This is a genomic window from Pseudomonas sp. 05N434, from assembly GCF_056396965.1.
Genome location: NZ_JBFTMK010000013.1, coordinates 21,267 through 43,314, shown reverse-complemented (window position 1 = coordinate 43,314; position 22,048 = coordinate 21,267). Strand labels below are relative to the sequence as shown.

Sequence of the window (22,048 nt, the reverse complement as noted above, 5' to 3'; positions counted from 1 at the left end):
GTGATGGAGTCTGTTGCAGAGGGATATGAGTATGGCTGTCGGTAAGGTGAAATGGTTCAACAATGCCAAGGGGTTCGGTTTCATTAACACCGACGCCGGAGAAGGTCGCGACGAGGATGGCAAGGATATCGATTTCTTTGCCCACTTTTCGGCAATCAAGATGGATGGATACAAGACCCTCAAGGCCGGGCAAGCCGTATACTTTGACATTGTTCAAGGCCCCAAGGGGCTGCACGCCGTCAACATTACGGACAAAGTGGCCATTGACGCAGTAGCCGCCGCAGCCGCTACCAGCAGCCACGCCAAAGCCGTGAGCTGATTCATACCACCCAAGGCATCCAGTCATAATAAAACCGCCCGACTCGATCACTCGAGCCGGGCGGTTTTATTGCAGCCGCTCTTCGCTTACATGTGCGAGATCAGCGCATCACCGAAGCCCGAAGACGACACCAGTTTGGCACCGTCCATCAGACGCTCGAAGTCGTAGGTCACGGTTTTCGCACCAATGGCGCCATTGGTGCCCTTGATGATCAGATCGGCCGCTTCGGTCCAGCCCATGTGACGCAGCATCATTTCGGCGGACAGAATCAACGAACCCGGGTTGACCTGGTCCTTGCCGGCGTACTTCGGCGCGGTACCGTGGGTGGCTTCGAACATGGCCACGGTGTCGGACAGGTTCGCACCCGGCGCAATACCGATACCGCCCACTTCTGCCGCCAGGGCATCGGAGAGGTAGTCACCATTGAGGTTCAGGGTGGCGATCACATCGTACTCGGCCGGACGCAGCAGGATCTGCTGAAGCATGGCGTCGGCGATGGCGTCCTTGACGATGACGTTCTTGCCGGTTTTCGGGTTTTTGAACTGCATCCACGGACCGCCGTCGAGCAGGGTCGCGCCGAATTCTTCGGCAGCCACTTCGTAAGCCCATTCCTTGAAGGCACCTTCGGTGAACTTCATGATGTTGCCTTTGTGCACGATAGTCAGCGAGTCGCGGTCATTGTCGACCACATACTGCAGGGCCTTGCGCGCCAGACGCTTGGTGCCTTCCAGGGAAACCGGCTTGACGCCGATACCGCAATTCTGGTCGAAACGGATCTTGGTGACGCCCATTTCTTCTTTAAGGAACTTGATGACCTTGGTCGCCTCCGGCGAACCTGCTTTCCATTCGATACCGGCATAAATGTCTTCCGAGTTTTCGCGGAAGATGGTCATGTCGACGTCGCCTGGCCCTTGACCGCGTCCAGGGTTTCCTGAGGCAGCCAGGTGTCCTGATCGTAAACCTGAGTCGCTTTCTCCCCGGCGTAGACTTCCATCCAGGAAATTTTGCGCTCGCCGCCGTAGGCCTTCTTAACAGCAGCATCGACAACCTTGATCATGACCGGGCTGATATCAACGCCAATACCATCGCCTTCAATGAAGGGAATGATCGGGTTGTTAGGAACATTGAGAGAATGGTCCGCGTTGACGGTGATTTTTTCGCCGACGGCTGGAACCTGAATCTTCTTGTATCCCATGCTGAACTCCATTGTTTGGATTGAACATCTGGCTTCGTCCGAGCGTACCCCAGTTGAATCGGCGCGCAAACCCTATGTTCCGTCCATCTGCCGCGAAGCTGCACAGTTCGTGACGTACAAGCCTGAAAGTAAAGGGAAAAGCGCCAAACTCAAGCACACCATACAAGGCTACTCCCCACGCCTGCCTGCGACCTTTAGACCAATGGACGAGAATCGTTGCATATGAACCATCGGCAGATTGCCAGCTACCTATGTATAATGCCGCCGCTGACCACAGAGTCACGACGGCCGACCTCTCTGCCACTGGAAATGTAGCCGAGACTCTGGGCCCGGAAAAGCAGGATTGTTACCGCAGTCCACCCGCTTGACGCTCGACCGATGCACCCAACATCACCGCAAAGAAACCTCGACATTCGGCTCATGGATGACTTTGAACGAACGCGCTTACCCGGCGCCCCTCGAGTTTCTATGCACGCTTTAGCAAAGAAGAGAGAGTTAATCCGAATATGCCCACCCGCTCGAAGATCATCTATACCTTCACCGACGAAGCCCCAGCCCTCGCCACCTATTCACTGTTGCCTATCGTAGAGGCCTTCACCGCCTCCGCTGATATCGCCGTTGAAACCCGCGATATCTCTCTTGCAGGGCGCATCCTGGCCAGCTTCCCCGAGCAATTGGGTGACAAAGCAGTAGCCGACCACCTCGCCGAACTGGGCGACCTGGCCGTTACACCTGAAGCCAACATCATCAAGCTGCCGAACATCAGCGCTTCGGTTCCGCAACTGCAGGCCGCGATCAAAGAGTTGCAAGCCCAGGGCTATGCACTGCCGGACTACCCGGAAACCGTGACCAGCGACGCCGACAAAGAAGCCAAGGCCCGCTACGACAAGATCAAGGGCAGCGCCGTAAACCCGGTTCTGCGCGAAGGCAACTCCGATCGTCGTGCACCGCTGTCGGTCAAGAACTATGCGCGCAAGCACCCGCACAAAATGGGCGCCTGGGCCAAGGACTCCAAGTCCCACGTAGCCCACATGAGCACCGGCGATTTCTACGGCAGCGAAAAAGCTGCCCTGATCGACGCCGCTGACGCCGTTAAAATCGAACTGATCGCTCAAGACGGCACCACCACCGTCCTGAAAGAAAAAACCACCGTACAAGCCGGTGAGATCCTCGATTGCGCGGTCATGAGCAAAAACGCGCTGCGTAGCTTCATCGCCGCCGAGATCGAAGACGCCAAGGCCAAAGGTGTACTGCTGTCGGTTCACCTCAAAGCCACCATGATGAAGGTCTCCGACCCGATCATGTTCGGCCAGATCGTTGCCGAGTTCTATAAAGACGCACTGGCCAAACACGCTGACGTGCTGGCGCAGATCGGCTTCAACCTGAACAACGGCATCGGCGACCTGTACGCTCGCATCAAGGCCTTGCCTGCCGAGCAACAAGCGCAGATCGAAGCGGACATCCAGGCGGTTTATGCCGTTCGCCCATCGTTGGCCATGGTCAACTCCGACAAAGGCATCACCAACCTGCACGTGCCGAGCGATGTCATCGTCGACGCCTCGATGCCGGCCATGATCCGTGACTCCGGCAAAATGTGGGGCACCGACGGCCAGTTGCACGACACCAAAGCGGTGATCCCTGATCGCTGCTACGCCACCATCTACCAGGCGGTGATCGAAGACTGCAAGGCAAACGGCGCCTTCGATCCGACCACCATGGGCAGCGTGCCGAACGTTGGCCTGATGGCGAAAAAAGCCGAAGAGTACGGCTCGCACGACAAGACGTTCCAGATCAAGGCCAACGGCGTTGTTCGTGTCACCGACAGCAAAGGCACCCTGCTGCTGGAACAGTCGGTTGAAGCCGGCGACATCTTCCGCATGTGCCAGACCAAAGACGCGCCGATCCAGGACTGGGTCAAACTGGCCGTCAACCGTGCTCGCGCAAGCAGCACTCCAGCGATTTTCTGGCTGGACCCAATGCGCGCCCACGACGGCGTAGTGATCGAGAAAGTTCAGGCCTACCTGAAGGATCACGACACTTCCGGCCTGGACATCCGCATCATGTCGCCAGTCGACGCGATGAAGTTCACCCTGGAGCGCACTCGCTCCGGCCTCGACACCATTTCGGTGACCGGCAACGTATTGCGCGACTACCTGACTGACCTGTTCCCGATCATGGAACTGGGCACCAGCGCCAAGATGCTGTCGATCGTTCCGCTGATGAATGGCGGCGGTCTGTTCGAAACCGGCGCTGGCGGTTCGGCACCGAAGCACGTTCAACAGCTGCTGGAAGAAAACTTCCTGCGCTGGGACTCCCTGGGCGAGTTCCTGGCCCTGGCCGCCTCCCTTGAGCATCTGGGTGTGACGTACAACAACCCTAAAGCGCTGGTGCTGGCCAAGACCCTGGATCAGGCCACTGGCCAGTTCCTGGACAACAACAAGTCGCCATCGCGTAAAGTCGGCAACATCGACAACCGCGGCAGCCACTTCTACCTGGCACTGTACTGGGCTCAAGGCCTGGCCGCCCAGACCGAAGACGCTGCACTGCAAGCGCAATTTGGCGAACTGGCCAAAACCCTGACCGCGAACGAAGCAACCATCGTTGCCGAGCTCAACGCCGTTCAGGGCAAGCCAGTGGACATCGGCGGTTACTACCACGCCAATGCCGAGCTGATCAGCAAGGCCATGCGCCCGAGCGCAACCTTCAACGCTGCGATTGCTGCGTTGGTTTAAGGTTGTAAGGGAACATCACAAACCCCGGCCATGCGCCGGGGTTTGTGCTTTCAGCGTTGACAGCATTCAAATGTGAACACCGCCCCCCACAGGGAAAGCGCTTCAAATTCAACATCGAGGACATTTCATGGATTGGCTACCCCACATCACCGTCGCCACCATCGTCGAAGACAACGGTCGCTTCCTGATGGTCGAAGAATCCAAACACGGACGAACGGTGCTCAATCAGCCCGCCGGTCATCTGGACCCGGACGAAACCCTGATCGAGGCCGCCGTACGCGAAACCCTCGAAGAAACCGGCTGGGACGTCGAGCCAACCGGCGTAATAGGCATTTATCTCTACACCGCCCCGAGCAACGGAGTGACCTATCAACGCGTCTGCTTCACCGCCAAAGCGCTGAAACACCATCCCGACTATCAATTGGACGACGGTATTGTCGGCGCAAAATGGCTGACGCGTGACGAACTGCTGCAACAGCGCGCAAACTGGCGCAGTGAGCTGATCATCCGCTGCATCGATGATTATCTGGACGGTAAACACTTCAGCCTCGAGCTGATCCGCCCTTCTCTTTAGCCTTGCAGGCTTGAGCCTGCTAGAATCGCGTCCTTTTTCAAGACACTCATTAAATCCCTATGCGTGATCCAGCCCCTTCTGCCACACAAAAGAAGCGCGTCATTGTCGGTATGTCCGGCGGCGTGGACTCTTCCGTTTCCGCTCTCCTGCTGATCGAGCAAGGCTATGAGGTGGAAGGCCTGTTCATGAAGAACTGGGAAGAAGACGACGGAACGGAATACTGCACCGCCATGGATGACCTGGCGGACGCGCAGGCCGTTTGCGACAAGATTGGCATCAAGCTGCACACCGCCAACTTCGCCGCCGAGTACTGGGACAACGTGTTCGAGCACTTCCTGGCCGAATACAAGGCCGGCCGCACGCCGAACCCGGACATCCTGTGCAACCGCGAGATCAAGTTCAAGGCGTTCCTCGACTACGCCATGATGCTCGGCGCCGACCTGATCGCCACCGGCCACTACGTGYGTCGCCGCGACATCGATGGTCGCACCGAATTGCTCAAGGGCCTGGATCCGAACAAGGACCAGAGCTACTTCCTGCACGCCGTCGGCGGCGAACAGATCGCCAAGACCCTGTTCCCGGTCGGCGAGCTGGAAAAACCCGAAGTCCGCGCGATTGCCGAGAAACACGACCTGGCCACCGCGAAGAAAAAGGACTCCACCGGAATCTGCTTCATCGGCGAACGTCGCTTCAGCGATTTCCTCAAGCAATACCTGCCGGCCCAACCCGGCGAGATCAAGACCACCGACGGTGAAGTCATCGGCCGCCACCATGGCCTGATGTATCACACCATCGGCCAGCGCCAGGGCCTGGGCATCGGCGGCCTGAAAGACGCCGGTGAAGAACCGTGGTACGTATTGATCAAGGACCTGGAACACAACGAGCTGATCGTTGGCCAGGGCAATGCCCACCCGCAGCTGTTCTCCCGCGCCCTGCTCGCCTCGGACATCTATTGGGTCAACCCGATCGACTTGACCGAGCCGCGCAGGCTGACCGCCAAAGTGCGTTATCGCCAGAGCGACCAGCCTTGCACCCTGGAGAAGACCGCCACCGGCTACCGCGCCACCTTTGATGACCCGCAACGCGCGGTCACTCCGGGCCAATCCGTGGTGTTCTACGACGGTGAAATCTGCCTCGGCGGCGGCGTGATCGAAGTGGCCGAACCCTGGACCAGCAAGGACCATTCATGAGCCCGACTCAGGAGCAACTGACGGCCCTGGGCGGCGTGTTTCTCGCCGCCGTGCTGGTCGACAAGATAGCCAAGACCGGGCAGACCAACGAAGCCGGCCTGACTTGCATGCTCGGCAGCCTGTTGATTCGCGACCCCAAGGACACTCTGGAAGTGTATGGCGGCGACGACATCAATTTGCGCGAAGGCTATCGCGCATTGATCGGCGCCCTGGAACGCGATCCCAGCACCCTTCAGCGCGAACCGCTGCGCTACGCCCTGGCGATGCTGGGACTGGAGCGCCAATTGGCCAAGCGCAATGACATGCTGGACGTGATCGGCAAACGCCTGCCGCAGATTCAGTCCCAGGTCGAACACTTCGGCCCGGCCCACGAAAACGTGATCGCCGCTTGCGGTGCGCTGTACCAGGACACCCTGAGCACCTTGCGCCAACGGATTCAGGTGCATGGCGACATGCGCAACCTGCAGCAACCGAGCAATGCCTCGAAAATCCGCGCACTGTTGCTGGCCGGGATTCGTTCGGCACGCCTGTGGCGGCAGTTGGGCGGTCATCGCTGGCAGTTGGTGATCAGCCGACGCAAGTTGCTTAAAGAGCTTTACCCGCTGATGCGCAGCAGCTGAACCGCGCCTGCAATACCGTTTTGTAGTCAGTAACGCGTAATACGCCGGTCAGTTGGCAACGGACCGGCGGATATTTTTCATGTATGATACGCGCCCCATTTCGTTGCCCGACTGTCCGAGAACACCCCATGCAGCTCTCTTCGCTCACTGCGGTTTCCCCTGTTGACGGCCGCTACGCCGGCAAAACCCAGGCCCTGCGCCCAATTTTCAGCGAATACGGCCTGATCCGTGCTCGCGTTCTGGTTGAAGTGCGCTGGCTCCAGCGCCTGGCCGCTCACCCTGCCATCAGCGAAGTGCCGGCGTTCTCCGCCGAAGCCAACGCTGTGTTGAACACCCTGGCGGAAAACTTCTCTCTGGAGCACGCCGAGCGTGTCAAAGAGATCGAGCGCACCACCAACCACGACGTCAAAGCCATTGAATACCTGCTCAAAGAGCAGGCGGCCAAGCTGCCGGAACTGGCCAAGGTCAGCGAGTTCATCCACTTTGCCTGCACCAGCGAGGACATCAACAACCTGTCCCACGCCCTGATGCTGCGTGAAGGCCGTGATGACGTGATGCTGCCGCTGATGCGCCAGACCGCCAACGCCATCCGCGAACTGGCCCTCCGTTTCGCTGAAGTGCCGATGCTGTCGCGCACCCACGGCCAACCGGCATCGCCGACCACCCTGGGCAAAGAGCTGGCGAACGTGGTTTACCGCCTGGAGCGTCAAATCGCCCAAGTCGCCGCCGTTCCGCTGCTGGGCAAGATCAACGGCGCCGTCGGCAACTACAACGCTCACCTGTCGGCCTACCCTGAGATCGACTGGGAAGCCAACGCCCGCGCCTTCATCGAAGACGAACTGGGCCTGGGCTTCAACCCGTACACCACGCAGATCGAACCGCACGACTACATCGCCGAGCTGTTCGACGCGATCGCGCGCTTCAACACCATCCTGATCGACTTCGACCGCGACATCTGGGGCTACATCTCCCTGGGTTATTTCAAACAGCGCACCATCGCTGGCGAAATCGGTTCGTCGACCATGCCGCACAAGGTCAACCCGATCGACTTCGAAAACTCCGAAGGCAACCTGGGCATCGCCAACGCACTGTTCCAGCACCTGGCGAGCAAACTGCCAATTTCCCGCTGGCAGCGCGACCTGACCGACTCCACCGTGCTGCGCAACCTCGGTGTCGGCTTCGCCCACAGCGTGATCGCGTACGAAGCCAGCCTCAAAGGCATCAGCAAACTGGAGCTCAACGAGCAAAAGATTGCCGCCGACCTGGACGCTTGCTGGGAAGTATTGGCCGAGCCGATCCAGACCGTGATGCGTCGCTACAACATCGAAAACCCGTACGAGAAGCTCAAAGAGCTGACGCGCGGCAAGGGCATCAGCCCTGAAGCACTGCAAACTTTCATCGACGGCCTGGACATGCCAGCCGCCGCCAAGGCTGAGCTGAAACTGCTCACCCCGGCCAACTACATCGGCAACGCTGTAGCACAAGCCAAACGCATCTGATCGACCGCTCTACCCGCTTGAGACGCCCGGCGCCGCCGGGCGTTTTTATTCCCGTCTGAAAAGTGCATTTTTTCAATAGGTTACACATGAATCCTGACATTCCTCTTCAACTTCTGGGCGGCATCACGGCACGGGAATTCCTGCGCGACTACTGGCAGAAAAAACCCCTGCTGATCCGTCAGGCGATTCCTGATTTCGAAAGCCCGATCGACGCCGACGAACTCGCCGGCCTGGCGCTGGAAGAAGAAGTCGAATCGCGCCTGGTGATCGAGCACGGTGAGCGCCCTTGGGAATTGCGCCGCGGCCCGTTCGCCGAAGACGAATTCAGCAAACTGCCGGAACGCGAATGGACCCTGCTGGTGCAAGCCGTCGACCAATTCGTGCCGGAAGTTGCCGAACTGCTGGAAAACTTCCGCTTCCTGCCGAGCTGGCGCGTCGACGACGTGATGATCAGCTTCGCCGCCCCAGGTGGCAGCGTCGGCCCGCACTTCGATAACTACGACGTGTTCCTGCTGCAAGGCCACGGCAAGCGCAACTGGAAAATCGGCCAGATGTGCGACACCGAGAGCCCGCTGCTGCAGCACGCGGACCTGCGCATCCTCGCCGAATTCGAAGCCACCGATGAGTGGGTACTGGAACCGGGCGACATGCTCTACCTGCCGCCGCGCCTGGCTCACTGTGGCGTGGCTGTCGACGACTGCATGACCTACTCGGTCGGTTTCCGCGCCCCGAGCGCCGCTGAAGTGCTGACCCACTTCACCGACTTCCTCAGCCAGTTCCTGTCGGACGAAGAGCGCTACACCGACGCCGACGCCCTGCCGGCGGTCGATCCTCATCAGATCCAGCACGATGCCCTTGATCGCCTCAAAAGCCTGCTGGCCGAGCACATGAGCGACGAGCGCCTGCTGCTGACCTGGTTCGGCCAGTTCATGACCGAGCCGCGCTACCCGGAACTGGTGGTCGGCCCGGAAGAAGTCGAAGAGCAAGACTTCCTCAGCGCTCTCGAAGAAGGTGCCGTGCTGATCCGCAACCCGAGTGCGCGCTTGGCCTGGTCGGAAGTCGACGATGACCTGCTGCTGTTCGCCAGCGGCCAGAGTCGTTACCTGCCGGGCAAGCTGCGCGAGCTGCTGAAAATGATCTGCGCCGCCGACGCCCTACATGTCGATAACCTCGGCCCATGGCTGAGCGACGAAGACGGCCGTGGCCTGCTGTGTGAACTGGTCAAGCAGGGCAGCCTGGGGTTTGCCGATGAATAAGATTCACGTACGTGTCGCAGACTGGCAAAAGGACAACGCCGAGATCCGGCGCATTCGTGAAGCGGTATTCGTCGCCGAGCAATCCGTTCCTCCTGAACTGGAATGGGATGCCGATGACGCCACGGCGGTGCACTTCCTGGCCTTCGAAGGCGACTTTCCGATCGGCACCGCCCGCCTGTTGCCCGATGGCCACATCGGCCGGGTGTCGGTGCTCAAAGACTGGCGCGGCATGAAGGTTGGCGATGCGCTGATGCAAGCGGTGATCGGTGAAGCCGAGAAGCGCGGACTGAAGCAGCAGATGCTGAGCGCGCAAGTGCAGGCCACGGCGTTCTATGAACGCCTGGGTTTCAGCATGGTCAGTGAGGAATTCCTGGAAGCCGGGATTCCGCATGTGGACATGGTGCGTCACTCGACTTGATTCCCTGTGGCGAGGGGGCTTGCCCCCTCACCACAAATACATATCAAGAACACCACAAAACGCCCCGCCATTCTCGGATGCCGGGGCGTTTTGCTGTCTGTGATTCAACTCGCACCACGCCGGGCCGACAAACTGGCAATATCAAACCTTTGATTTGCGGAGAAACGGACATGTCCCTACGCACCCTGCTCACCACGCTGCTGCTGACCTGCAGTTTTTCGGTCATGGCCGCCACCGAGATCGTGCCCCTGAATTACCGCACCAGCGCCGACCTGCTGCCAGTAGCGCAGAACTTCATCGGCAAGGACGGCAAGGTCAGCGCCTACGGCAACCAGCTGATCGTCAACGCCGAGCCCGACAAGATCGATGAACTCAAGACCTTCCTCGCGCAACTCGACACCGCCCCCAAACGCTTACTGATCACCGTCGACACCAACGAAAACAACTTTCAGGGCGATCAGGGCTACTCGGTCAACGGTGCCGCACCGAATCAAACCCGCATCATCAATCGCAGCACCGACAGCCGTGAAGGCGGTATCCAGCAGATTCAGGCCAGCGAAGGCGCACCGGCGCTAATCCAGGTCGGCCAAAGCGTGCCGCTCACCAGCACTCAGACTGACGGCTATGGCGACCTGCGCAGCCAGACCGAATACCGCAATGTCACCCAGGGTTTCTACGTCACCGCCAGCGTCACCGGCAACATCGTTCACCTGGCTATCAGCACCAACCGTGACCGGATGAGCCAGGAACGTCCCGATGTAGTGAACGTGCAAAGTACCGACACAACTGTCAGCGGTCGACTGGGCGAGTGGATCACCCTGGCCGGCGTGAATCGTCAGACTCAGGCCGACAAACAGGGCCTGACCCGCAGCTACTCGACTCAGGGCCGGGATGACATGACTTTGCGGGTGAAAGTCGACACCTTGGACTAAAGCACCAAAAACTGACTGATTAGTCGTATTAGACCAAAGATGTAGTGCTTGAAAAAAAGCACTACAAAACGTTTGACGAGCCAAAAAAGCAAAGGCATGATGGCCTCGCTCCCGCTAATCAGAGGCCCTGGCAAGGGCTTTCGAGTCGCTGTTCGCACCCTACCCCGCGAGCCGATTCGTGTCTGTACCGCCCACAAGGCGTGTTTGACGAGGTTGCCGACTGGAACGAAGTTGTCCCGAGGGACGGAAGCGTAATTAGGTAACCCGGCTCCACACTGAAGTTCGCACCAAGGCCCACGACGCCCGAATGCGCTCGCCAGTTCGCCCTTACCTGCTCACCTCCCCCTCGAGCCCATCGTTCATCCCGTCGCCATCCCCGCCGAACCCGACTTGACCGCCTAAGCTTCTGGTCAGCGAGCAGCCATGTACGCCCCCAACTGAATGAGCGTATTTGGCACGCAGGAATTGTTCACCCAGAACCATTTTCGATTAAAGACGCGACGAGGTTTATCTCCATGGCACTGACACGCGAACAGCAAATTGCAGCCCTCGAAAAAGACTGGGCTGAAAACCCACGCTGGAAAGGCGTGAAGCGCAATTACTCCGCTGCTGACGTCGTCCGTCTGCGTGGCTCGGTTCAACCTGAGCACACCTTTGCAAAAATGGGCGCCGAGAAGCTCTGGAACCTGGTGACCCAGGGCGCCAAGCCATCCTTCCGTCCCGAGAAAGATTTCGTTAACTGCATGGGTGCCCTGACCGGTGGCCAGGCGGTACAGCAAGTCAAGGCTGGCATCCAGGCGATCTACCTGTCGGGCTGGCAAGTGGCTGCGGATAACAACTCCGCCGAATCGATGTACCCGGACCAGTCGCTGTACCCGGTGGATTCGGTTCCAACCGTGGTCAAGCGCATCAACAACTCGTTCCGTCGCGCTGACCAGATCCAGTGGAAAGCCGGCAAGAACCCGGGCGATGAAGGCTACATCGACTACTTCGCCCCGATCGTGGCTGACGCTGAAGCCGGTTTCGGCGGCGTGCTGAACGCTTACGAGCTGATGAAAAGCATGATCGAAGCAGGCGCCGCCGGCGTTCACTTCGAAGACCAACTGGCCTCCGTGAAAAAATGCGGCCACATGGGCGGCAAGGTACTGGTTCCGACCCAGGAAGCCGTGCAGAAGCTGACCGCTGCTCGCCTGGCAGCCGACGTCGCCGGCGTACCGACCATTATCCTGGCCCGTACCGACGCCAACGCTGCTGACCTGCTGACGTCCGACTGCGACCCGTACGACCAGCCATTCGTGACCGGCACCCGTACCCAGGAAGGCTTCTACAAGGTTCGCGCCGGTCTCGACCAGGCCATCGCTCGCGGCCTGGCCTACGCGCCGTACGCCGACCTGATCTGGTGCGAAACCGCCAAGCCGGATCTGGACGAAGCCCGTCGCTTCGCCGAAGCGATCAAAAAGGAATACCCGGACCAACTGCTGTCGTACAACTGCTCGCCTTCCTTCAACTGGAAGAAAAACCTGGACGACGCGACCATCGCCAAGTTCCAGCGCGAACTGTCCGCCATGGGTTACAAGCACCAGTTCATCACCCTGGCCGGCATTCACAACATGTGGCACAGCATGTTCAACCTGGCACACGACTACGCCCGCAACGACATGACTGCCTACGTGAAGCTGCAAGAGCAAGAGTTCGCTGACGCCGCCAAGGGCTACACCTTCGTGGCTCACCAGCAGGAAGTGGGCACCGGCTACTTCGACGACATGACCACCGTGATCCAGGGTGGCACGTCTTCGGTAACCGCACTGACCGGTTCGACCGAAGAAGAACAGTTCCACTGATCTGCTTCGCTTAAACAAACGGCCCTTGCGGACCGAATAAAAAGCTAACCGCAAAGCCGCTCATCTGACGCCCCGACTGGTTCGGGGCGTTTTTTTGCCTGGGATTCCCCTCCTCTCGCTCCTACAGGATCGAGCGCAGGGAAAAACCTTGATCCAGAGCAGTTTCACGATCAGGAAAACAAGGTAAAACCACCCCGCGCGCTACTTGCAGTAACGCGCATATAAGACAACTTCCCGTACCGCTGCTCGCTAAACAGTTTGAAAACCACACCAAATAACATTGATTATCATTTAGCGACAACTATGTTCGTTACATTCCCTACAAAACATATTTGACAAAACCCCCGCTAATGCCCGAACCGTATGGGCTACAGGGCTTTGGAGATGCGTCATGTCCTTATTCCAATAAATAATTTCGCTATAGGAATTTTACTTGCAGGGTGTTTAGCCATAAAATCAGCGGGATTGATTGCTGCGACATATCGTCACTGCCTTATTTCTTTATCAAGCTCAGAGACCTTTGCTCTCTGTTAAGGATTACCAGCATGCCCGAAGCGACCGGACTCATGGCCCACAACTGGGGCTTTGCCATTTTCCTTCTGGGTGTCGGCGGCCTTTGCGCCTTCATGCTCGGCGTCTCCAGCCTCCTCGGGTCAAAAGCCTGGGGCCGCAGCAAAAACGAACCGTTCGAGTCCGGCATGCTACCTACAGGTGGCGCCCGCTTGCGGCTCTCAGCCAAATTCTATCTGGTCGCGATGCTCTTCGTGATCTTCGATATCGAAGCCCTCTTTCTCTTTGCCTGGTCTGTGTCCGTCCGCGAAAGCGGCTGGACCGGATTCGTCGAAGCTCTCGTTTTCATAGCAATTCTGTTGGCAGGTCTTGTCTACCTATTTCGAGTGGGCGCCCTTGACTGGGCTCCGGCAGCTCGTCTTAAGCGGCAAGCGAAGCTGAAACAATGAGGCTTTGGCAATGCAATACAATCTCACCAGGATCGACCCCGATGCTCCTAACGAGCAGTATCCGATTGGCCAACGGGAAACCGTTTCCGATCCGTTAGAAGATCAAGTTCACAAAAACATTTTCATGGGCAAGCTCGAAGACGTGCTCAACGGCACGATCAACTGGGGGCGCAAGAACTCCCTGTGGCCGTATAACTTCGGTCTTTCGTGCTGCTACGTGGAAATGACCACCGCCTTCACGGCGCCCCACGACATCGCGCGCTTTGGCGCCGAGGTAATCCGGGCATCGCCGCGTCAGGCGGATTTCATGGTTATCGCCGGTACCTGTTTCATCAAGATGGCGCCGATCATTCAGCGTCTCTACGAGCAGATGCTCGAACCTAAATGGGTCATTTCCATGGGTTCGTGCGCCAACTCCGGTGGCATTCTTTACGTTGACCGAAAGCGATAAATAACCATGACTGCAGGCAGTGCTCTGTACATCCCGCCTTATAAGGCAGACGACCAGGATGTGGTCGTCGAACTGAACAACCGTTTTGGCCCAGAGGCGTTCACCGCCCAGCCTACCCGCACCGGCATGCCGGTGCTTTGGGTTGCCCGTGCCAAACTCGTCGAAGTCCTGACTTTCCTGCGCAACCTGCCCAAGCCGTACGTCATGCTCTATGACCTGCACGGCGTGGACGAGCGTCTGCGTACCAAGCGTCAAGGGCTGCCAAACGGCGTCGACTTCACTGTGTTCTATCACTTGATGTCGATCGAACGTAATAGTGACGTAATGATCAAGGTTGCCTTGTCCGAGAGCGACCTCAACCTGCCGAGCGTCACCAGCATCTGGCCGAACGCCAACTGGTATGAGCGTGAAGTGTGGGACATGTACGGCATTCACTTTGCCGGCCACCCGCACCTGAGCCGCATCATGATGCCGCCGACCTGGGAAGGTCACCCGCTGCGCAAGGACTTCCCGGCCCGTGCCACCGAGTTCGATCCGTTCAGCCTGACCCTGGCCAAGCAACAGCTTGAGGAAGAAGCCGCGCGCTTCAAGCCTGAAGACTGGGGCATGAAGCGTTCCGGCCCGAACGAGGACTACATGTTCCTCAACCTGGGTCCGAACCACCCTTCGGCCCACGGTGCGTTCCGTATCATCCTGCAGCTGGACGGTGAAGAGATCGTCGACTGCGTGCCAGACGTCGGCTACCACCACCGTGGTGCCGAGAAGATGGCCGAGCGCCAGTCCTGGCACAGTTTCATTCCGTACACCGACCGTATCGACTACCTCGGCGGCGTAATGAACAACCTGCCGTACGTGCTCTCGGTCGAGAAGCTGGCCGGCATCAAGGTGCCCGAGAAGGTCGACGTCATCCGCATCATGATGGCCGAGTTCTTCCGGATCACCAGCCACCTGCTGTTCCTGGGGACTTACATCCAGGACGTCGGCGCCATGACTCCGGTGTTCTTCACCTTCACCGACCGCCAGAAGGCGTACACGGTGATCGAAGCCATTACCGGTTTCCGCCTGCACCCGGCCTGGTACCGCATCGGTGGCGTCGCCCACGACCTGCCACGCGGCTGGGAAAAACTGGTCAAGGATTTCGTCGAGTGGATGCCAAAGCGTCTGGACGAATACCAGAAAGCCGCACTGGACAACAGCATCCTGCGTGGCCGGACCATCGGCGTCGCCGCCTACAACACCAAGGAAGCCCTGGAATGGGGCGTCACCGGTGCCGGCCTGCGCTCGACCGGTTGCAATTTCGACCTGCGTAAAGCTCGCCCCTACTCCGGCTACGAAAACTTCGAATTCGAAGTCCCGCTGGCGGCCAATGGCGATGCCTACGACCGTTGCATCGTTCGCGTCGAAGAAATGCGCCAGAGCATCAAGATCATCGAGCAGTGCCTGCGCAACATGCCGGAAGGCCCGTACAAGGCGGATCACCCGCTGACCACGCCGCCGCCTAAAGAGCGCACGCTGCAGCACATCGAGACCCTGATCACGCACTTCCTGCAAGTTTCGTGGGGCCCGGTCATGCCGGCCAACGAATCCTTCCAGATGATCGAAGCGACCAAGGGCATCAACAGTTATTACCTGACGAGCGATGGCGGCACCATGAGCTACCGCACCCGGATTCGTACCCCAAGCTTCCCGCACTTGCAGCAGATCCCTTCGGTGATCAAAGGCAGCATGGTCGCGGACTTGATCGCGTACCTGGGTAGTATCGATTTCGTTATGGCCGACGTGGACCGTTAAGCATGAACAGCACGCTTATCCTGACAGACCGTTTCGCCCTCAGCGAAACCGAGCGCTCGGCCATCGAGCACGAGCTGCATCACTACGAAGACCCGCGCGCGGCGTCGATCGAAGCCCTGAAGATCGTCCAGAAGGAACGTGGTTGGGTGCCTGACGGCGCGCTCTACGCCATCGGCGAAATCCTCGGCATCCCGGCCAGCGACGTTGAAGGGGTGGCTACTTTCTACAGCCAGATCTTCCGTCAGCCAGTCGGCCGTCACATCATCCGCGTCTGCGACAGCATGGTCTGCTACATCGGCGGCCATGAGTCGGTGGTCAGCGAAATCCAGAGCAAGCTGGGCATCGGCCTGGGCCAGACCACCGCCGACGGTCGCTTCACCCTGCTGCCGGTCTGCTGCCTCGGCAACTGTGACAAGGCGCCGGCGTTGATGATCGACGACGACACATTCGGTGATGTGCAGCCTGCCGGCGTTGCCAAATTGCYCGAGGGCTACGTATGACCCTGACTTCCTTCGGTCCAGCCAACCGCATCAAGCGTTCGGCCGAGACTCACCCGCTCACCTGGCGCCTGCGTGACGACGGCGAAGCCGTATGGCTCGACGAGTACCAGGCCAAGAACGGTTACGCCGCTGCACGCAAGGCCTTCGCCGACATGGCCCAGGACGACATCGTCCAGACCGTGAAAGACTCCGGCCTCAAGGGTCGCGGCGGTGCAGGCTTCCCCACTGGCGTGAAGTGGGGCCTGATGCCCAAGGACGAATCCATCAACATCCGCTACCTGCTGTGCAACGCGGATGAAATGGAGCCGAACACCTGGAAAGACCGCATGCTGATGGAGCAACTGCCCCATCTGCTGATCGAAGGCATGCTGATCAGTGCTCGCGCGCTGAAAACCTACCGTGGCTACATCTTCCTGCGTGGCGAGTACACCACCGCTGCCAAGCACCTCAACCGTGCCGTGGAAGAAGCCAAGGCAGCGGGGCTGTTGGGTAAAAACATTTTGGGCAGCGGCTTCGATTTCGAGCTGTTCGTCCACACCGGCGCCGGGCGTTACATCTGCGGTGAAGAAACCGCACTGATCAACTCCCTCGAAGGCCGCCGCGCCAACCCGCGCTCCAAGCCGCCCTTCCCTGCCGCCGTCGGCGTGTGGGGCAAGCCGACTTGCGTGAACAACGTCGAAACCCTGTGCAACGTGCCGGCGATCATCGCCGACGGCGTGGACTGGTACAAATCGTTGGCTCGCGAAGGCAGTGAAGACATGGGCACCAAGCTCATGGGCTTCTCCGGCAAGGTCAAGAACCCGGGCCTGTGGGAATTGCCGTTCGGCGTTACCGGTCGCGAGCTGTTCGAAGACTACGCCGGTGGCATGCGCGACGGTTACAAGCTCAAGTGCTGGCAGCCAGGCGGCGCCGGTACCGGTTTCCTGTTGCCGGAACACCTGGACGCACAAATGTACGCCGGCGGCATCGCCAAAGTGGGCACCCGTATGGGTACCGGCCTGGCCATGGCGGTGGACGACAGCGTCAACATGGTGTCCCTGCTGCGCAACATGGAAGAGTTCTTCGCCCGTGAATCGTGTGGTTTCTGCACCCCGTGCCGTGACGGTCTGCCGTGGAGCGTCAAGCTGCTGCGCGCGATCGAGAACGGTGAAGGGCAAGCCGGCGATATCGAGACCCTGCTGGGTCTGGTCGGTTTCCTCGGCCCAGGCAAGACCTTCTGTGCTCACGCACCGGGTGCCGTGGAGCCGTTGGGCAGTGCCATCAAATACTTCCGTCCAGAGTTCGAAGCCGGCATCGCGCCTACCCGCGCCGTCGTCCCGCCTCTGGCAAAGCCGATCGTAGTCGGCGCTTAACGCTTTAAAAAAGGCGAACGGTCCGTGCCGTTCGCCTTTCGTCCGATGACGCCTTTCGAGGCTGTTTGGATTTGGACGGATAACAAGATTCCATTAGCCACGCCCGCTGACACCGGGCCAACGAAGAACTTTGAACCATGGCCACTATCCACGTAGACGGCAAAGAGCTCGAAGTCGATGGGGCAGACAACCTGTTACAGGCATGTCTGTCGCTAGGCCTCGATATCCCTTATTTCTGCTGGCACCCAGCCCTTGGCAGCGTTGGCGCTTGCCGCCAGTGCGCGGTCAAGCAGTACACCGACGAGAACGACAAGCGTGGTCGGATYGTCATGTCCTGCATGACCCCCGCCACCGACGGCAGCTGGATCTCCATCGACGACGAAGAAGCGAAAGTGTTTCGCGCCAGCGTCGTTGAATGGCTGATGACCAACCAYCCKCACGACTGYCCGGTCTGTGARGARGGCGGTMACTGCCAYCTSCARGAYATGACGGTGATGACCGGCCACAACGAGCGCCGTTATCGCTTCACCAAGCGTACCCACCAGAACCAGCAACTGGGCCCGTTCATTTCCCACGAAATGAACCGCTGCATCGCCTGCTATCGCTGCGTGCGCTTCTATAAGGACTACGCCGGTGGCACCGATCTCGGTGTGTTTGGCGCCCACGACAACGTGTACTTCGGTCGCGTTGAAGACGGCACCCTGGAAAGCGAGTTCTCCGGCAACCTCACCGAGGTCTGCCCGACCGGTGTGTTCACCGACAAGACTCACTCCGAGCGCTATAACCGCAAATGGGACATGCAGTTCTCGCCGAGCATCTGCCATGGCTGCTCCAGCGGTTGCAACATCTCCCCGGGCGAGCGTTACGGCGAACTGCGCCGCATCGAAAACCGCTTCAACGGTTCGGTGAACCAGTACTTCCTGTGCGACCGTGGCCGTTTCGGCTATGGCTATGTCAACCGCAAGGATCGCCCACGTCAGCCACTGCTGGCCAACGGCGCGAAACTGAGCCTGGACGAAGCACTGGATAAAGCCGCCGACCTGCTGCGCGGTCGCAACATCGTCGGTATCGGTTCGCCACGCGCCAGCCTCGAAAGCAACTACGCGCTGCTCGAACTGGTCGGCGCCGAGCACTTCTACTCCGGTATCGAAGCCTCAGAGCTGGAACGCATTCGTCTGGTCATGCAGGTGCTCAAAGACAGCCCGCTGCCGATCCCGAACATGCGCGACGTCGAAGACCACGATGCGATTTTCGTCCTCGGCGAAGACCTGACCCAGACCGCTGCGCGCATGGCCCTGGCCCTGCGTCAATCGGTCAAGGGCAAGGCCGAAGACATGGCCGACGCCATGCGCGTTCAGCCATGGCTCGACGCCGCGGTGAAGAACATCGGCCAGCACGAGCTGAACCCGCTGTTCATCGCCAGCCTGGCTGAAACCAAGCTCGACGACATCGCTGAAGAATGCGTTCACGCCGCACCAGACGACCTGGCCCGCATCGGTTTCGCCGTGGCTCACGCCCTCGACGCCAGCGCACCGGCCGTTGAAGGTCTGGACGCCGAAGCTCTGGCGCTGGCCAAGCGCATTGCCGACGCCCTGCTCGCCGCCAAGCGTCCGCTGATCATTGCCGGTACCTCGCTGGGTTCCAAGGCGCTGATCGAAGCGGCGGCAAACATCGCCAAAGCCCTGAAGCTGCGCGAGAAGAACGGTTCCATCAGCCTGATCGTGCCGGAGGCCAACAGCCTCGGCCTGGCCATGCTCGGCGGCAACTCGGTCGACGAAGCGCTGCAAGCGGTAATCGACGGCCGTGCCGACGCCATCGTCGTGCTGGAAAACGACCTGTACACCCGCACCGACAAATCCAAGGTCGATGCTGCCCTGAACGCCGCGAAAGTGGTGATCGTGGCGGACCATCAGAAGACCGCCACCAGCGATCGCGCGCACCTGGTACTGCCAGCGGCCAGCTTCGCTGAAGGCGACGGTACGCTGGTCAGCCAGGAAGGCCGCGCCCAGCGCTTCTTCCAGGTCTTCGACCCGACTTACCTCGACGCGAGCATTCTGGTTCACGAAGGCTGGCGCTGGCTGCACGCCCTGCGTTCGACCCTGCTGAACCAGCCGATCGACTGGACCCAACTGGACCACGTCACCGCTGCCGTTGCTGCAAGCACGCCGCAACTGGCGCGTATCGTCGATGCCGCACCGTCCGCCGCATTCCGGATCAAAGGCCTGAAACTGGCGCGCGAACCGCTGCGTTACTCCGGTCGTACCGCCATGCGCGCCGACATCAGCGTGCACGAACCGCGTACTTCCCAGGATAACGACACCGCGTTCTCGTTCTCCATGGAAGGTTACTCGGGCTCCGCCGAACCGCGCCAGCAAGTACCTTTCGCCTGGTCTCCGGGCTGGAACTCGCCGCAAGCCTGGAACAAGTTCCAGGACGAAGTCGGTGGTCACCTGCGCGCTGGCGACCCGGGCACTCGCCTGATCGAAAGCACCGGTGATTCGCTGAACTGGTTCGCCAGTGTTCCGCGTGCGTTCAACCCGGCGCCAGGCACCTGGCAGGTCGTACCGTTCTTCCACCTGTTCGGCAGCGAAGAAAACTCTTCCAAAGCCGCACCGGTGCAGGAACGCATTCCGGCCGCCTACGTGTCGCTGGCCAAGTCCGAAGCCGATCGCCTGGGTGTCAATGACGGTGCCCTGCTGAGCTTGAACGTTGCCGGCCAGACTTTGCGTCTGCCGCTGCGCATCAACGAAGAGCTGGGTGCCGGTCTGGTCGCATTGCCTGCAGGTATCGCCGGCATTCCACCAGCCATCTTTGGCAAATCCGTTGACGGTCTGCAGGAGGCAGCGCTATGACCTGGTTCACTCCTGAAGTGATCGACGTAATCATCGCGGTCCTCAAGGCCATCGTGATTCTGCTCGCCGTAGTGGTTTGCGGCGCGCTGCTGAGCTGGGTCGAGCGTCGTTTGCTCGCCCTCTGGCAGGACCGTTACGGTCCGAACCGCGTCGGCCCGTTCGGCGCGTTCCAGATTGCGGCCGACATGATCAAGATGTTCTTCAAGGAAGACTGGACCCCGCCGTTCGCCGACAAAGTGATCTTCACCCTGGCACCGGTCGTGGCCATGAGCGCCTTGCTGATTGCCTTCGCGATCATCCCGATCACCCCGACCTGGGGCGTGGCGGATATCAACATCGGCATCCTGTTCTTCTTCGCCATGGCGGGTCTTTCGGTCTACGCGGTGCTGTTCGCCGGCTGGTCGAGCAACAACAAGTTCGCCCTGTTGGGCAGCTTGCGGGCCTCGGCACAAACCGTGTCGTACGAAGTGTTCATGGGCCTGTCGCTGATGGGCATCGTGATCCAGGTTGGCTCGTTCAACATGCGCGACATCGTTGAATACCAAGCGCAGAACATGTGGTTCATCATTCCGCAGATCTTCGGTTTCCTGACCTTCTTCATCGCTGGCGTCGCCGTGACTCACCGTCACCCGTTCGACCAGCCGGAAGCGGAACAGGAACTGGCCGATGGTTACCACATTGAATACGCCGGCATGAAATGGGGCATGTTCTTCGTAGGTGAGTACATCGGCATCGTGTTGATCTCGGCGCTGCTGGTCACGCTGTTCTTCGGTGGCTGGCACGGCCCGTTCGGCCTGCTGCCGCAGATCCCGTTCATCTGGTTCGCACTGAAAACCGCGTTCTTCATCATGTTCTTCATCCTGCTGCGCGCCTCGATTCCGCGCCCACGGTATGACCAAGTGATGGACTTCAGCTGGAAGTTCTGCCTGCCGCTGACCCTCGTCAACATGCTGGTGACCGCTGCGATCGTGTTGCTCAACACGCCCGCCGTCGCGGCTCAGTGAGGATAGAGAATCATGAAGTACATTTTTGACATCGTGCATGGCTTCTTCACCCAGCTTCGCAGCCTGGTGATGATCTTCGGCCACGCCTTCCGCAAGCGCGACACGCTGCAGTACCCGGAAGAACCCGTGTACCTGCCGCCGCGTTTCCGTGGCCGTATCGTCCTGACCCGCGACCCCGACGGCGAAGAGCGTTGTGTAGCCTGCAACCTGTGCGCCGTGGCGTGCCCGGTGGGTTGCATCTCGCTGCAGAAAGCTGAAACCGAAGACGGTCGCTGGTACCCGGACTTCTTCCGCATCAACTTCTCGCGCTGCATTTTCTGTGGCCTCTGCGAGGAAGCCTGCCCGACCACCGCGATCCAGCTGACACCGGATTTCGAAATGGCCGAGTTCAAGCGGCAGGACCTGGTTTACGAGAAAGAAGATCTGCTGATCTCCGGTCCCGGTAAAAACCCTGACTACAACTTCTATCGTGTTGCAGGTATGGCGATTGCCGGTAAGCCAAAAGGCGCCGCGCAGAATGAAGCCGAGCCGATCAACGTGAAGAGCTTGCTGCCTTAAGGAAG

Annotated in this window: 17 protein-coding genes and 2 pseudogenes; 18 read left to right on the top strand and 1 reads right to left on the bottom strand. The window is 59.6% G+C overall.

Annotated features, from left to right (window positions below):
* Nucleotides 1-31: 31 nt before the first annotated feature.
* Nucleotides 32-319: a cold shock domain-containing protein gene (locus AC1DLB_RS01795; protein WP_064618787.1), complete on the top strand. Its 288-nt coding sequence runs from the start codon at nucleotides 32-34 to the stop codon at nucleotides 317-319.
* A gap of 86 nt (nucleotides 320-405) precedes the next feature.
* Here AC1DLB_RS01795 and icd read toward each other — a convergent pair.
* Nucleotides 406-1,514: pseudogene (gene icd / locus AC1DLB_RS01790) on the bottom strand (NADP-dependent isocitrate dehydrogenase).
* Between the two features lie 506 nt (nucleotides 1,515-2,020).
* Here icd and AC1DLB_RS01785 point away from each other — a divergent pair.
* The 17 genes and pseudogenes from AC1DLB_RS01785 to nuoI all read left to right on the top strand — a co-directional run bounded on the left by AC1DLB_RS01785 (nucleotide 2,021) and on the right by nuoI (nucleotide 22,043).
* Complete coding sequence (locus tag AC1DLB_RS01785; protein WP_477743705.1) at nucleotides 2,021-4,246, top strand: NADP-dependent isocitrate dehydrogenase; 2,226 nt, start codon at nucleotides 2,021-2,023, stop codon at nucleotides 4,244-4,246.
* 127 nt (nucleotides 4,247-4,373) lie between these two features.
* Nucleotides 4,374-4,820 carry an NUDIX hydrolase gene (locus tag AC1DLB_RS01780; RefSeq protein ID WP_018925520.1) on the top strand — a complete coding sequence of 149 codons (447 nt, stop codon included), beginning with the start codon at nucleotides 4,374-4,376 and terminating at the stop codon, nucleotides 4,818-4,820.
* A gap of 59 nt (nucleotides 4,821-4,879) precedes the next feature.
* Nucleotides 4,880-6,010 (top strand): tRNA 2-thiouridine(34) synthase MnmA, encoded by a 1,131-nt coding sequence (gene mnmA / locus AC1DLB_RS01775; RefSeq protein WP_477784525.1) that lies wholly within the window; start codon nucleotides 4,880-4,882, stop codon nucleotides 6,008-6,010.
* A complete protein-coding gene (gene hflD / locus AC1DLB_RS01770) occupies nucleotides 6,007-6,630 on the top strand; it encodes a high frequency lysogenization protein HflD (protein WP_007940860.1) in 624 nt (207 codons plus the stop codon). The genes mnmA and hflD overlap by 4 nt, the downstream gene beginning before the upstream one ends.
* Before the next feature lie 128 nt (nucleotides 6,631-6,758).
* A complete protein-coding gene (gene purB, locus AC1DLB_RS01765; protein ID WP_018925518.1) occupies nucleotides 6,759-8,129 on the top strand; it encodes an adenylosuccinate lyase in 1,371 nt (456 codons plus the stop codon).
* Between the two features lie 86 nt (nucleotides 8,130-8,215).
* The gene (locus AC1DLB_RS01760) at nucleotides 8,216-9,385 is read left to right on the top strand and encodes a ribosomal protein uL16 3-hydroxylase (RefSeq protein WP_138867900.1); all 1,170 of its coding nucleotides are present in this window, start codon (nucleotides 8,216-8,218) and stop codon (nucleotides 9,383-9,385) included.
* Nucleotides 9,378-9,803, top strand: coding sequence for a GNAT family N-acetyltransferase (locus tag AC1DLB_RS01755; protein WP_019580080.1), 426 nt, complete (start codon nucleotides 9,378-9,380; stop codon nucleotides 9,801-9,803). Before AC1DLB_RS01760 ends, AC1DLB_RS01755 begins: the two co-directional genes overlap by 8 nt.
* Nucleotides 9,804-9,973: 170 nt before the next feature.
* Nucleotides 9,974-10,735: a secretin N-terminal domain-containing protein gene (locus AC1DLB_RS01750; RefSeq protein WP_018925515.1), complete on the top strand. Its 762-nt coding sequence runs from the start codon at nucleotides 9,974-9,976 to the stop codon at nucleotides 10,733-10,735.
* 515 nt (nucleotides 10,736-11,250) lie between these two features.
* Nucleotides 11,251-12,576: an isocitrate lyase gene (aceA, locus tag AC1DLB_RS01745; RefSeq protein ID WP_018925513.1), complete on the top strand. Its 1,326-nt coding sequence runs from the start codon at nucleotides 11,251-11,253 to the stop codon at nucleotides 12,574-12,576.
* 545 nt (nucleotides 12,577-13,121) lie between these two features.
* On the top strand, nucleotides 13,122-13,535 hold the full coding sequence (locus AC1DLB_RS01740) for an NADH-quinone oxidoreductase subunit A (RefSeq protein WP_007940868.1): 414 nt from the start codon (nucleotides 13,122-13,124) through the stop codon (nucleotides 13,533-13,535).
* Between the two features lie 10 nt (nucleotides 13,536-13,545).
* Nucleotides 13,546-13,962 (top strand): annotated as a pseudogene (gene nuoB, locus AC1DLB_RS01735) (NADH-quinone oxidoreductase subunit NuoB); the annotation flags it as partial.
* A 30-nt stretch (nucleotides 13,963-13,992) separates the two neighbouring features.
* On the top strand, nucleotides 13,993-15,777 hold the full coding sequence (gene nuoC, locus AC1DLB_RS01730; protein WP_018925512.1) for an NADH-quinone oxidoreductase subunit C/D: 1,785 nt from the start codon (nucleotides 13,993-13,995) through the stop codon (nucleotides 15,775-15,777).
* Between the two features lie 2 nt (nucleotides 15,778-15,779).
* Entirely contained in the window at nucleotides 15,780-16,277 is a 498-nt protein-coding gene (nuoE, locus tag AC1DLB_RS01725) for an NADH-quinone oxidoreductase subunit NuoE (RefSeq protein WP_477784524.1), read from the top strand.
* A complete protein-coding gene (gene nuoF, locus AC1DLB_RS01720; RefSeq protein WP_018925511.1) occupies nucleotides 16,274-17,629 on the top strand; it encodes an NADH-quinone oxidoreductase subunit NuoF in 1,356 nt (451 codons plus the stop codon). The genes nuoE and nuoF overlap by 4 nt, the downstream gene beginning before the upstream one ends.
* A 137-nt stretch (nucleotides 17,630-17,766) precedes the next feature.
* A complete protein-coding gene (nuoG, locus tag AC1DLB_RS01715; RefSeq protein ID WP_477784523.1) occupies nucleotides 17,767-20,481 on the top strand; it encodes an NADH-quinone oxidoreductase subunit NuoG in 2,715 nt (904 codons plus the stop codon).
* Nucleotides 20,478-21,485 carry an NADH-quinone oxidoreductase subunit NuoH gene (gene nuoH / locus AC1DLB_RS01710; RefSeq protein WP_018925509.1) on the top strand — a complete coding sequence of 336 codons (1,008 nt, stop codon included), beginning with the start codon at nucleotides 20,478-20,480 and terminating at the stop codon, nucleotides 21,483-21,485. Before nuoG ends, nuoH begins: the two co-directional genes overlap by 4 nt.
* 12 nt (nucleotides 21,486-21,497) lie before the next feature.
* On the top strand, nucleotides 21,498-22,043 hold the full coding sequence (nuoI, locus tag AC1DLB_RS01705) for an NADH-quinone oxidoreductase subunit NuoI (RefSeq protein WP_007940875.1): 546 nt from the start codon (nucleotides 21,498-21,500) through the stop codon (nucleotides 22,041-22,043).
* Nucleotides 22,044-22,048 lie beyond the last annotated feature (5 nt).